The organism is Pseudomonas sp. RL_5y_Pfl2_69 (assembly GCF_963970465.1).
Taxonomy (GTDB): domain Bacteria; phylum Pseudomonadota; class Gammaproteobacteria; order Pseudomonadales; family Pseudomonadaceae; genus Aquipseudomonas.
In genome coordinates, this window is the sequence record NZ_CAXAOU010000001.1 from 502,084 (window position 1) to 514,736 (window position 12,653).

Here is a 12,653-nt window from a genome sequence, read left to right on the forward strand (position 1 = left end):
CGTTAGTCGAATGAAAACCGGCCAGTAATGTCCGAAACTTCATGTCACAATTTGTTGATGTGTAATCGGTTGCTGTCCCCTATATCGCCCCTTGAGAGCACTTCATGGACACTTTGCAAAACATGCGCGCCTTCAGTTGCGTGGCCGAAGCCGGAAGTTTCACGGCTGCAGCCGTCATGCTGGACACAACCACTGCCAACGTCTCGCGCGCGGTCTCCAACCTTGAGGCCCACCTGCAAACACGTCTGCTTAACCGCACCACCCGCCGCATCGCCCTGACCGAAGCCGGCAAACGTTACTTGCTGCGCTGCGAGCAAATCCTGGCTTACGTCGAAGAAGCCGAAGCCGAGGCCAGCGACGCCCACTCGCGCCCTGCCGGCCAGTTGAAAGTGCATACCATGACCGGGATCGGCCAGCACTTTGTGATCGACGCCATTGCCCGCTATCGCAAGACTCACCCGGATGTGACCTTCGACCTGACCTTGGCCAATCGCGTGCCGGACTTGCTCAATGAGGGTTACGACGTCTCCATCGTGCTGGCCAGTGAGCTACCGGATTCGGGCTTTGTGTCCCAGCGCCTGGGCATCACCTACAGCATCGTCTGCGCATCGCCCGGATACGTGAAAGCCAACGGCACCGCAACCACACCCAGTGACCTGCTCAACCACGCCTGCCTGCGCCTGGTCAGCCCGGTGATTGCACTGGACAAATGGGTGTTCGAAGGGCCGGAAGGCCAGGAAATGGTCCTGATCAACTCCTCGCCGTTTCTGGTCAACTCAGCCGATGCGATGAAAACCGCGATCACCAGCGGCATGGGTGTGGGCGTATTGCCGGTCTATGCCGCCATCGAGGGTCTGCGCAACGGCACACTGGTGCGCATGCTGCCCAAGTACCGCTCCCAGGAACTGAACCTGTACGCCATCTACCCGTCGCGCCAGTACCTGGATGCCAAGATCAAGACCTGGGTCGAGTACTTGCGCGGCTCGCTGCCGGAAATTTTGACCGCACACCAGACTGAGCTGACCACCTACAGCTAACCCTGTAGACGCTGCCGGAGGCTGCGAAAGGATCTTCACTGGCTCCGGAAAACGGGATGCTACGCAGCCCTTCGCAGCCTTCGGCAGCGACTACAGGGATTGGCGCAAGGCGGGCGGGAATGTTAGCGTGCTTACATTCCCGACAGCCGATGAGCCTTGTTCCGATGAGCCTTTCCAGCACAAAGAAAACCGTACTCGCCTTCAGCCGCGTCACCCCCGAGATGATCGAGCGCCTGCAACAGGACTTCAACGTCATTGCCCCCACCCCCAAGCTGGGGGATATCAACGCACAGTTCGATGAGGCCCTGCCCCACGCCCACGGATTGATCGGCGTCGGCCGCAAGCTGGGACGCAAGCAGCTGGAAAACGCCACACAGCTGGAAGTGGTGTCCAGCGTGTCGGTGGGCTACGACAACTACGATGTCGACTATTTCAACGAGCGCGGCATCATGCTCACCAACACCCCGGACGTCCTCACTGAAAGCACGGCTGACCTGGGTTTTACCCTGATCATGAGCAGCGCCCGCCGGGTCGCGGAGCTGGACGCCTGGACCAAGGCCGGCCAGTGGCAGGCCAGCGTTCCGCCAGCATTGTTCGGCAGCGATGTGTACGGCAAAACCCTGGGAATTGTCGGCATGGGCAATATCGGCGCAGCGGTTGCTCGCCGGGGACGGCTGGGTTTCAACATGCCCATCCTGTACAGCGGCAACAGCCGCAAGACCGAGCTTGAGCAAGAGCTGGGCGCTCAGTTTCGCAGCCTGGACCAACTGCTGGCCGAGGCGGATTTCGTCTGCCTGGTGGTGCCGCTCAGCGAGAAGACCAAACACTTGATCAGCCATCGCGAACTGGGCCTGATGAAGAAAAGTGCAATTCTGGTGAACATCTCCCGTGGCCCGGTGGTCGACGAGCCGGCCCTGATCGAAGCCCTGCAAAACGGCACCATTCGTGGCGCGGGCCTGGACGTTTACGAGAAAGAGCCCCTGAGCGATTCACCGCTGTTCCAGCTCAAGAATGCCGTGACCCTGCCCCACATCGGCTCGGCCACCCATGAAACCCGTGAGGCGATGGCCAACCGTGCGCTGGTCAACCTGCGCAGCGCCCTGCTGGGTGAGCGCCCGCAAGACCTGGTCAACCCGCAGGTGTTCAAGGGCTGACGCTGGGCCTGTTGTGGGAGCGGGCTTGCTCGCGATGGCAGCGACGCGGTGTATCAGTCACACCTCGGCGATCCGATCGCGAGCAAGCCCGCTCCCACAGGGGGGAGGCTCACGCCAGCTTGGCGTTCAGTGCCACCGGTTTGGGCTTGCGAAACACCAGCACGTTACCCAGCATCACCAGCACCAGCCCGGCCAAAGCCGGAGCCGTCCACTGATAGCCCTCTGCAAAGGCCGACACATTCAGCGCCACCAGCGGGAACAACACCGTGCAATACGCCGCCCGTTCCGGGCCCATGCGCCCGACCAGCGTCAGGTACGCGGTAAAACCGATCACCGACCCCGGTATCACCAGATACAGCAACGAACCGACATAACGCGCGTTCCATTCCATGTCGAACGGGATACCCCTGAACACGCAGTACACCGCCAGCATGCTGGCGCCATAGAGCATGCCCCAGGCATTAGTCGTCAGCGGCTTGAGGCCAGCCTTCTGTTGCAAGCTCGACAGCATGTTGCCCGCCGAAAAACACAGGGTGCCGATCAACGCCAGGCCCAATCCGAGCAAAATCTGCGGCGTCGCCGTATGCCCACTTAATTCCGGCCAGAACAACAAACCCAGTCCGAGCATCCCCAGAGCACCACCGGCAATGACGTTACGGGCGACTTTCTGCTTGAAGAAAATCCGCGCATTCAGCGCGTTCCACAACGTTGCAGTGGAAAACACCACCGCGATCAACCCCGTTGTCACCCACTGGCTGGCGGTCAGAAAGCACATGAAATTGACGCAAAACAAACACAGCCCCTGAGCCAGGCATATCAGATGCCCGCGCCTGTTCATCACCTGCAATTTGCGGCTGAGCAGCAGCACGACAAATAGCACCAGCGCCGCCAGGCCAAAGCGATACACGATGGACACCGGAATCGCCACCACTCCCAGTTGCAGCTTCAGGGCGATCCACGTGGTCCCCCAGATCAGCACGGTCAACACATACAAAAAAAGATTCATGGCGCACTCCAGACAATGGCTTTCAGTCTGTGCCCGAGCCTGTGCGCGCACTTGCAGATTCTTGCGCTTTTGTTGGCCCGGGGCTGGCAGCCCGGGCGCTACGGAGTAGGATGCAAGGCGTTGGAGAACTGACCATGCACACACTGCACACCCTACAAGTCTTTCAAGCCATGGGCCGCTCGCCCAATGCGCGCCTGGAGAACAGTGCCGAACTGGGTGACGGCATGTCTGCGGCCATGTGGAGCAATCACCACGACACCCGGGACTATGAAGCACCGACCCACCACACGTTGTCGTGCTACATCTCTGGCGGCACTGGCACTTTTCGTCGTGAGACACCCGGCGCCAGAGGCGCACCGGGCAAGTTATGCGTGCTGCCCGCCGGGCATCAATCGGCCTGGATCATCAATGGCGAGATTCGCCTGGCCCATGTCTATGTCAGCCAGGAGCAGTTTGCGCTGTGCTGCATCACCCTGCTCGACCGCGAACCACGGGAACTGCAACTGCGTGAAATCACCTTTCAGGATGACGAGCAGCAGACCCGGCGTTTTCACCAACTGATTGGCATGAACTGGAACGAACCCGGCGAACGCCTGCTGACCAGCAGCCTGGCGGGCGCCCTGCTCGACCATGCCGTGCTGACACAAGTAGGCTTGCGTGACGGGTTGCAACTCAAGGGCGGGCTGGCGGCCTGGCAACGGCGCCAACTGGTCGACTACATCGAACACCAGTTGGCCGAGCCCCTGAGCATCGGCCAACTGGCGGCCCAGTGTGCGCTGTCGCCTTATCACTTTGCGCGCATGTTCCGCGAAAGCTTCGGCGTGCCGCCCCACCAGTACCTGTTGGCCCGCCGCCTGGCCCGCGCCCGCGACTTGCTGCGCCACAGCGCCCTGGCACTGGGCGACGTGGCACTGGCCTGCGGCTTTGCCAGCGCCAGCCACTTCGCCAACCGTTTCAAGCACAGCCTGGGCAGTACACCGGGGGAGTATCGGGTGGCGTTCAGGTAACGTTGAGGGAGCAGGCCCGCTCCCTCAACGAGTCAAAGCCACAGGTTACGGCCCTTAAAACTCCAGCGTGCTGGAGAATGTCATTTGCCGCGCATCCCCGATCGAGACGAAGGTCCGGCTGGCCGCCGAGGTGTAGTAAGTGCGGTCGAAAAGGTTTTTGACGTTGACCTGGAATTTGACCTTCTGCCCTTCGATCCGGGTGTCATAGGTGGCGAAGGCATCGGCCACGGTGTAGCCCGGCAGGTCGAAGTCGTTCAGGGCATCCCCCGCCCGCTCGCCCACATAGCGGGCACCGGCACCAACCCGTAATTTGTCACCGCCCACGATGTTGCCAAAGTCATACACCGCCGACACCGAGCCGCTGTTTTTGGCCACGTTCTGCAATCGCATGCCTTCGTATTTAGTGTCCTTGGTCACTTCGGCATCGGTGTAGGCGTAACTGCCGATCAGGCTCCACTGTTCGCTCAACTGGCCGCTCACGTCCAGTTCCAGCCCTCGCGATCGAACTTCACCGGCAGCCGAATACACGGTATTGCGGCCCTCGGTGGTGGAAACCAGTACGTTGCGCTTCTGGATGTCGAACAGCGCAATGCTGCCGGTGATACGCCCGGGAAGATCGAGCTTGGCGCCCAGTTCCCAGGATTTTGACTCCTCCGGCGCAATGGCCGAATCCAGTACCACGCCCCCTGTCAGCGGCGCGATGGTGGAGTTGGGTTTGAACGATTCGGTGTAGCTGCCATAGAACGACAGTTCATCGGTGTAGCGATAAACCAGTCCGGCACGGGGGATCCATTTCACGCCATTGGTGTCAGTGTTGGCCTTGAACGGAATGGCCTTGCCTGCCAGTTGGTCGTACTTCTGAAAACGTGCCCCGGCCACCAGAATCCATTGGTCGGTGAGGTGGATGGAGTCCTGGGCAAAGAGCGAGTCACTGCGCAGCAAGTCGGTCTGGTTGCTGTCACTGGCGCTCACAGTGGTACCGGCAACTTCCTTGCCATACACCGGGTTTTCATAGTTGAACATGGACTGGCTGTCCTGGCGGATCAGCTCGGCGCGGTAGATCTTGCGGTATTCATCATCCACGCCAAACACCAGGTCATGCTGCATCCCCGCCGCCTGGACCTTGCCCTGCAGGCTGAAGGTCGAGAAGCGGTCGGTGGTGAGTGCGCCTTGGGTGCCGTCCATTTTACGGGTCAGGGTGCCATTGGAGTTGACCTGAGTGACGCGCACCTGACTGGCATCGTAGGTCTCACGATTCCAGCTGTAGCCGAAATGGGCTTTCCAGTCGTCGTTGAGGTCGTGATCGACTTCGAGACGGTACAGGTCAGAGCGCCCTTCCATATTGTTGAACGGCTCATCCAGTCGGCGCGTGGCCGGAATATCCAGCGGATGATTGGTGGCCGGGTTGATCGCCGTACCGCGATCAAAAGGCGTCAAGAATTCACGATGTTCGTATGCCAGCAACAGCTGCGTGTTGTCGCCATACCAGGCCAGCGACGGTGCAATCAGCGTCTCGCGGTGCACACCGAAGTTTCGCCAGTAATCTTCGTCCTGATGGTCGATGATCATCCGGTAAGCCAGCCCCGAATCACCCAGCGGGCCGGTGCTGTCCAGGCTGCCACCACTGCCGTTTTTGCCCGAACCATAGGTTGAGTCACGTACCGTCAGTGCGTTGTACTGCTCAAGCTGAGGTTTTTTGCTGACCACGTTGACCACGCCGCCCGGGTCTTGAATCCCGTAGAGCAACGAGGCCGGCCCCTTGAGCACTTCGACCCGCTCAGTGGTGGCATTCATCGCCCGCCCCTGCACCAGCGGCATGCCATCGCGCATGATCGAACCGTCGCGGTTGTCGCCAAAACCGCGCTTCATCACCGAGTCCTGGGTGCTGCCCAGCGTATTGCCCTGGGTGATACCACTGACGTTGTTCAGCGCGTCATCCAGATTGCGCGGCGCCTGATCGCGAATCACCTGGGCGGCAACCACGTTGATGGTCTGCGGGACTTCCATGGACGAGCCCGTGCCGCGCATGACCGAAGTGGTGGCCGGTGGCTGGTAGCTGGTGTTGGTTGAGGCCAGCGAAGTGATGTTAGTCGCACCCAGGTTCAGGGCGCCTGCCGTGGGCTGGGGTTCGAGGGCGAAGGTGTTGGCGTCGGTACGGCGCACATTGAAGCCCGACTGCGCGAGCAACTGCTGCAAGGCCTGATCAGCACTCATGCGGCCCTTGATGGCGGGAGCCTGCAGGCCGAAAGGGGCTTCGTCGGTATAGACCACGCTGAGACCGGTCAAACGTGAGAAATCGTTCAGGGCCTGGGGCAGCGGTTTGGCCGGCTGGTTGAAATCGAACAACGCGCTGGCCTGCTGCTGCGCAACCTCGGCGGCCATCGCGACGTAAAGCGGGTTGAGTGCCAACCCGGTCATCACTAAAGCAGAAGCCCCCAACCACTGTTTCACCGAACTTGCCCTGGACTTCATGCTCATGACCTGTGTGTCGACCTGATACGGAATACGAATTTTTCGCATTTTCAAGCACTACACGGATGTGGCCGGGGGATACCTCACCTGATGCTGAAAAAAAAATTTGGATGTGGGAGCGGGCTTGCTCGCGATCGGATCACCGCGATGTGCCTGGCGAACCGAGCTGCCTGCATCGCGAGCAAGCCCGCTCCCACAGGCATCAACGCAACACAATCAGCCCAAGCACGCTGTGCTGCTCGAACCCGAGCACGCCCTGCAACGAATTGAGCACCGCCTGCGGGTCCTGGCTGGGAAAGCTGCCGCTGATCCGCCTGGCGCCCAACTGGCTGTTGAGCAACACGATCTGACCGGGGTAATAGCGCTTCAGGTCTGCCACGACATCGACCAGCGGCGTTTTGTAGTAGGTCAGCCAGCCCGAGCGCCAACCCAGTTGAGCCTCACTGTCGACACGATGCACCGCATCGGTCACTCCAGCGTCGTAGGCCATTTGCTGATCGGCGATCAGAATCTGCTGCGCAGCGTCCTTGCTCGCCTTGACCCCTACCCGCCCGGACAGCACCGTGACTTGCGCGCCACCGGGTTGCAGGCGCACCTCGAACTCGGTACCCAGCACCCGCGCTTCGCCGCCCTCGGCATCAACGACAAAGGGATCACCGGTGTGGGTGACGTGAAAAAAGGCCACGCCGCGGCGCAACTCGACATGCCGTTCGCCCGCGCTGAAGTTCACCGCGATGGCGCTGTCGGCATCGAGCGTGACCCTGGATTGATCGGCCAAAATTACGGTGCGTACTTGCCCCGGCGCGCTCACATAATCAGCGCCCAGATCATCCAGCCATCGCGCTGGCTGCCAACCTGCAAACACGCCGACCACCATCAGCAAACACGCAGCAATGGCCAGACCGCCGGACCAGTGGCTGACGCGGCTGCGTCGGGAAGTGTTCATCGCTGACAGATAACGCTGCATGACCCGTGCTTCTTCGGCCGCCAGGGTGCTGCCCGCCACTTCGCTCAACTCCCACACCACTTGTGCCTGGGCGTAGGCCTCGGCGTGGGCAGGATCGGCCTGCAGCCAGCGGCTGAATGTGGCCTGGTCACCGCTATCGGGCTGATCGTGCAGCACACTGAGCCAGGCCAGTGCGGTGCGCTCTTGCTCGGGGGTGACGGAAACTTTCGAACGACTGATCACAACGCTGTCTCTGATGGCGGCTCACGCAGACTGGCCTTGCAGGCCTCCAGGGCGCGCATCATATGTTTTTCAACGGCACTTTGGGACAGGCCCATGACCTTGGCGATCTCGGCATAGGTACGACCGTGAATCCGGTTGAGCAAGAAGATATGCCGCGTGCGCTCAGGCAGGCTGCGCAAGGCGGCCTCCACCTGACGCAAATCATTGCCCGCCTCCAGCGCCGCCTGGGGCTCGCAGCCGTTGGCGTCAGGCTCGGGCTGCCAGTGATGGTTGATCCGCTCGCGCGTACCTTCGCTGCGCAAGTGGTCGATGGCGATGTTGCCCGCGCAACGCAGCAAATAGGTGCTGAGTTCTTCGACTTGCACCAGGGGCCGCCGCCAGAAACGCAGAAACAAATCCTGAACCAGATCGGCAGCCGTTGCCCGGCATCCGACGCGACGGCTCACCAGCGCTTCCATTTGCGGACGCTGGGATAAAAACACCTGCAGAAAATGCGCACGTCCTTGGCGGGCTTCGCGGGTGGGACCATTCTCAGGTTCGGGTGGGATCATGGACATCGGCGCGCAGGTTAAAAGGAAAGCGATACTAATGATAAATATTCTCATATGCAAAAGCAGATGACGGGGTGCGCTGCTGTCATTGATCAGTGGTGATTGCTCAATGCAATCAGGCACCACTACAATGCGAACAATTCTTGTTCTCTAAAGCGTTATCAGCGCAGCTGGAGTGGTCGTTGTCGCAGTCAAACACCGTCGAGGTTCTGTATCAGGACCACCACAGCTGGCTCACGGGCTGGTTGCGGCGCAAGCTGGGTTGCCCGCAAAGCGCCGCCGACCTGGCTCAGGACACGTTCATGCGGCTGCTGACCGCCCGCGAAACCCCGACCCTGGCCGAACCCCGGGCTTTTTTGACGGTTGTTGCCAAGCGTGTGTTGTTCAATCACTACCGCCGCCAGGATCTGGAGCGCGCCTATCTGCAGGCGCTGGCCCAAATGCCGGAACAGGTGGTCCCCAGCGAAGAAGAACGGGCAATCATCCTGCAAACCCTGATGGAACTGGATCAGTTGCTCGACGGTTTGCCCTCCCCAGTCAAGCGCGCCTTTCTGCTGGCCCAGATCGACGGCCTGAGCCACGCCGAAATCGGTGCCCGGCTGGGCATTTCGGTCGCCACCGTCAAACGCCATCTAAGCAAGGCGGCTCTGCGCTGCTACTTCGCCCTGTGAACGGCGCCTTCCCCCAGGCACCCGACATTGGTTCAGCAGTCGCCGAGCAGGCCGTGAACTGGCTGATCGAAATGCAGGACGGCGAGCTCAGTCCACGGCGCCAGCAGGCATGGCAGCAATGGCTGCAGGCCCACAGCGAACACGAGCGGGCGTGGGAGCATATTCAACGGATCAACCAGCGTTTGCGCGGCTTGTCGTCACCACTGGCCCATGCCGCCTTGAATGCACCCAAAGGCACCAGCCGCCGTCAGGCCCTGAAACTGTTGCTGTTGTTGGGCGCCGGTTCTGCGCTGACCTACGGCTTGCGCGATCAATTGCCCATCACCCCGCTGCTGGCGGACTTCAGCAGCCCGGTGGGCCAGCGCCGCACGCTGAAATTGCACGATGGCAGCCAGATCCAGCTCAACACGGCCAGTTCGGTTGATGTGAGGCTTGACGGTCAACAGCGGGTGATTCGCTTGCTCGAAGGCGAGATGCTGCTGACCGCAGCCCAGGATCCGCGTCCCTTGCAGGTACTTACCGCCCACGGCGCCCTGCAGCCCCAGGCCGCACGCTTGAATGTGCGCCAGTTCAGCGATCGCACGCAGGTCGCCGTATTTGATGGCCGGGTTGCCCTCACCCCAACGGCGCATTCGGGAAGCCCGCTGTGGATCGAGCCCCACCAGCAACTGAGCTTCAATCGCCTGGACTGGAAGCCGCCGCGCCCACTGGATGCGGGGAGCGGTGCCTGGACCGACGGCATGCTGGTTGCCGCCCACATGCGCCTGGCCGACTTTCTGGCCGAGCTGGGACGCTATCGTCGGGGCCAGCTCAACTGTGACCCGAACGTCGCCGACTTGCTGATTTCAGGCACCTATCCGGTCGACAACAGCGAGCGCGTGCTGGACCTGCTGGCGGTCAGCCTGCCGGTGCGGATCAAGCGCTTTACCCGGTATTGGGTGACGGTCGAAGCAAAGGCCTAAACAAAACCTGTAGTCGCTGCCGCAGGCTGCGATCGAGCCCGAAGGGGTCGCGCTTTTTAAGAGCGAAGGTCCTTCGGCCCTTATCGCAGCCTGCGGCAGCGGCTACAGGGACAATTAAATTTCAAACACTGTGAGCTGATTTCAAATCTGGCGTGACAGAGAAGGAAAGCCACTTCGTTTTTCATCTTCTCAGGATCCATTCATGCCTGCTCAGCCCTTGCGTCTCATGTCCCTGACCCGTTTGCTACTGGGTGCCAGTTTGAGTTTCAGCGTTGTGCCGATGGCCTTTGCCGACGCCAAGGCCTATCACATCGCCCCCTCATCGCTGGAAAACGCCCTGAACCAGTTCGGTCGTGAAGCCGGGGTGCTGATTTCCTTCAGTTCAACCGCCGCCAGCGGTATTCAGAGCAAGGGCCTGGAAGGCACCTACGACCCCGAGCAAGGCTTGCACGCCTTGCTCGAAGGCACCGGCCTGCAAGCCCGTGCCGAAGGCCAGGGCGCGTTCAGCCTGCAACCGGTGACTGCCTCCACAGCGCCGGCAAGCATTGAGCTGGGCGCTTCCAGCGTGGTCGGCGACTGGCTGGGAGACGCGGCGCAGACCAATGTATTCGAACACCCCGGCGCCCGTGACGTGATCCGCCGCGAAGACTTCGAACGCCAGGGTGCGACCACTGCCCGGGAAGTGCTCAATCGCATTCCCGGCGTCAACGCCCCGGAAAACAACGGTACTGGCAGCCATGACATGGCGCTCAACTTCGGTATTCGCGGGCTCAATCCACGGCTGGCGACCCGTTCGACCGTGTTGATGGACGGCATCCCCGTGCCCTTCGCGCCCTACGGTCAGCCGCAGTTGTCGTTTGCCCCGATCAGCATGGGCAACATGGATGCGGTCGACGTGGTTCGCGGCGGCGGTGCAGTGCGTTATGGCCCGCAAAACGTAGGCGGTATCGTCAATTTCGTGACTCGCGCCATTCCTGACGAACCTACCGTCAAGGCGGGTTTCCAGACCGAGACCAACCCGTCGTCCACACAGGATGGCTTCAAGAAAACCGCCAACCTGCTGGCCGGTGGTACCGCTGACAATGGCCTGGGCGGCGCCTTGCTGTACTCCGGTACCCGCGGCGGTGACTGGCGCGAACACAGCGACACGCGCATCGACGACTTGATCCTCAAAGGCAATTACCAGATCGACGAAGCCAACAGCCTGAACGCCATGGCCCAGTACTACGATGGCGAAGCCGATATGCCCGGCGGCCTGAGCACGGCGGCCTACAAGGCTGACCCGTATCAATCGACCCGCCCGAACGACAAGTTCTGGGGCCGCCGCACACTGGTCAACTTCGGTTATCGCTACCAGGAAGACCGCCGTGAATTCACGGTCAACAGCTTCTTCACCAAAACCCTGCGCAGCGGTTACCTGGACCAGGGCACCTTTCTCTCGCTGTCACCACGGGAATACTGGGTTCGGGGGATCGAAACACGCATAGCCCAGGGCTTTGATCTGGGCAACACCAGCCACGAAGTGGGCGCGGGCTATCGCTATATCAACGAAGCTGGCCATGAGCTGCGCTACCGCACGCCCATTGCAGCCAACCAGCTGCCTACCACCAATAGCCGCAATGACCGCGACACCCGGGGCGCCACCGAGGCCCATGCGTTCTTTATCGACGACAAGATCGACATCGGCAAGTGGACGTTCACCCCCGGCATTCGCTACGAAATGATTGAACAGCAGCAAACCAACCTGCTGACCCACGTCAAATACAAGGGCGACTACAACACTCCGCTGCCTGCCTTGAACGTGATGTACCACGTGACAGACAGCTGGAATCTCTACGCCAATACCGAAGGTTCCTTCGGCAGCGTGCAGTACAGCCAGATGCCCAACCGCGTCACCGGCGGCGAAGTAAAACCGGAAAAAGCCCGCACCTGGGAAATCGGCACACGCTATGACAATGGCAACCTGCGCGCGGAGATCGGCGCATTTCTCATCAACTTCAACAATCAGTACGACAGCAACCAGACCACCGATACGGTGATCGCCCGGGGCAAGACACGGCACCAGGGCATCGAGGCCAGCATCAATTACGCGCTGGATGGCCTGAGCCCGGTACTGGCGGGTTTCGACGTATACGCCACCTACGCCTATGTTGACGCGACCATCCGTGAAGATGGGCCGAACAAAGGCAATCGTGTGCCGTTCTCCTCAAAAAACAAAGGCAGCATCGGGGTCGGTTATACCGAAGGCCAATGGAAAGCCAATCTGGACAGTACCTTCCAGAGCAACCAGTTCGCCGACAACGCCAACACACGTGCCGAAAGCGCTGACGGTAGCACCGGTTTAATCCCCGGTTACATGGTGTTCAACAGCCGCGTGGGCTATGACTTCGGTCATCAACTGTCTGACCTGAACGTGGCGGTGGGCGTCAAAAACATCCTCAATCACGAGTACTACACACGCTCGTTTGACGATAACAACAAGGGGAAATACGTGGGCGAACCGCGCACGCTCTACGTCCAGACTTCTGTCGCATTTTGATATAAATCGATCATAGCCCGCACACGCGGGCTTTTCTCACCGGCAAAGACTGACGCCGATCACGA

Annotated in this window: 10 protein-coding genes; 6 read left to right on the top strand and 4 right to left on the bottom strand. The window is 60.7% G+C overall.

Annotated features, from left to right (window positions below; translation table 11 throughout):
- Positions 1-104: 104 nt before the first annotated feature.
- Positions 105-1,037 carry a LysR family transcriptional regulator gene (locus AACY07_RS02320; RefSeq protein WP_133076316.1) on the top strand — a complete coding sequence of 311 codons (933 nt, stop codon included), beginning with the start codon at positions 105-107 and terminating at the stop codon, positions 1,035-1,037.
- Positions 1,038-1,201: 164 nt separating this feature from the next.
- Positions 1,202-2,191 carry a 2-hydroxyacid dehydrogenase gene (locus tag AACY07_RS02325; RefSeq protein ID WP_339473312.1) on the top strand — a complete coding sequence of 330 codons (990 nt, stop codon included), beginning with the start codon at positions 1,202-1,204 and terminating at the stop codon, positions 2,189-2,191.
- A 109-nt stretch (positions 2,192-2,300) separates the two neighbouring features.
- Here the strand turns inward: AACY07_RS02325 and AACY07_RS02330 are convergent, their stop codons facing one another.
- Complete coding sequence (locus tag AACY07_RS02330) at positions 2,301-3,197, bottom strand: DMT family transporter (protein ID WP_219261667.1); 897 nt, start codon at positions 3,195-3,197, stop codon at positions 2,301-2,303.
- Positions 3,198-3,331: 134 nt separating this feature from the next.
- On the opposite strand from AACY07_RS02330, the gene AACY07_RS02335 reads away from it, so the two are divergent.
- The gene (locus tag AACY07_RS02335; RefSeq protein ID WP_339473313.1) at positions 3,332-4,204 is read left to right on the top strand and encodes a helix-turn-helix domain-containing protein; all 873 of its coding nucleotides are present in this window, start codon (positions 3,332-3,334) and stop codon (positions 4,202-4,204) included.
- A 54-nt stretch (positions 4,205-4,258) separates the two neighbouring features.
- Here AACY07_RS02335 and AACY07_RS02340 read toward each other — a convergent pair whose 3' ends face one another.
- The 3 genes from AACY07_RS02340 to AACY07_RS02350 form a co-directional block, all read right to left on the bottom strand.
- Positions 4,259-6,676, bottom strand: coding sequence for a TonB-dependent siderophore receptor (locus AACY07_RS02340; protein WP_339473436.1), 2,418 nt, complete (start codon positions 6,674-6,676; stop codon positions 4,259-4,261).
- Between the two features lie 202 nt (positions 6,677-6,878).
- Positions 6,879-7,865, bottom strand: a complete 987-nt coding sequence (locus AACY07_RS02345) for a FecR domain-containing protein (protein WP_133076320.1) — start codon at positions 7,863-7,865, stop codon at positions 6,879-6,881.
- Positions 7,862-8,422, bottom strand: coding sequence for an RNA polymerase sigma factor (locus AACY07_RS02350; protein ID WP_133076321.1), 561 nt, complete (start codon positions 8,420-8,422; stop codon positions 7,862-7,864). The genes AACY07_RS02345 and AACY07_RS02350 overlap by 4 nt, the downstream gene beginning before the upstream one ends.
- 176 nt (positions 8,423-8,598) lie before the next feature.
- On the opposite strand from AACY07_RS02350, the gene AACY07_RS02355 reads away from it, so the two are divergent.
- The 3 genes from AACY07_RS02355 to fecA all read left to right on the top strand — a co-directional run bounded on the left by AACY07_RS02355 (position 8,599) and on the right by fecA (position 12,588).
- Positions 8,599-9,087 carry a sigma-70 family RNA polymerase sigma factor gene (locus tag AACY07_RS02355; RefSeq protein ID WP_133076322.1) on the top strand — a complete coding sequence of 163 codons (489 nt, stop codon included), beginning with the start codon at positions 8,599-8,601 and terminating at the stop codon, positions 9,085-9,087.
- Positions 9,084-10,049, top strand: a complete 966-nt coding sequence (locus tag AACY07_RS02360) for a FecR family protein (protein ID WP_339473315.1) — start codon at positions 9,084-9,086, stop codon at positions 10,047-10,049. The genes AACY07_RS02355 and AACY07_RS02360 overlap by 4 nt, the downstream gene beginning before the upstream one ends.
- Positions 10,050-10,251: 202 nt before the next feature.
- Positions 10,252-12,588 carry a TonB-dependent Fe(3+) dicitrate receptor FecA gene (fecA, locus tag AACY07_RS02365; protein ID WP_339473316.1) on the top strand — a complete coding sequence of 779 codons (2,337 nt, stop codon included), beginning with the start codon at positions 10,252-10,254 and terminating at the stop codon, positions 12,586-12,588.
- Positions 12,589-12,653: the final 65 nt, after the last annotated feature.

Excerpts from the sequence above, each read along its gene's own strand:
- AACY07_RS02340 (WP_339473436.1), bottom strand. The coding sequence starts at position 6,676 with ATGAAGTCCAGGGCAAGTTCGGTGAAACAGTGGTTGGGGGCTTCTGCT.
- AACY07_RS02350 (WP_133076321.1), bottom strand. The coding sequence starts at position 8,422 with ATGTCCATGATCCCACCCGAACCTGAGAATGGTCCCACCCGCGAAGCC.
- AACY07_RS02320 (WP_133076316.1), top strand. The coding sequence starts at position 105 with ATGGACACTTTGCAAAACATGCGCGCCTTCAGTTGCGTGGCCGAAGCC.
- AACY07_RS02325 (WP_339473312.1), top strand. The coding sequence starts at position 1,202 with ATGAGCCTTTCCAGCACAAAGAAAACCGTACTCGCCTTCAGCCGCGTC.
- AACY07_RS02335 (WP_339473313.1), top strand. The coding sequence starts at position 3,332 with ATGCACACACTGCACACCCTACAAGTCTTTCAAGCCATGGGCCGCTCG.
- fecA (WP_339473316.1), top strand. The coding sequence starts at position 10,252 with ATGCCTGCTCAGCCCTTGCGTCTCATGTCCCTGACCCGTTTGCTACTG.
- AACY07_RS02330 (WP_219261667.1), bottom strand. The coding sequence starts at position 3,197 with ATGAATCTTTTTTTGTATGTGTTGACCGTGCTGATCTGGGGGACCACG.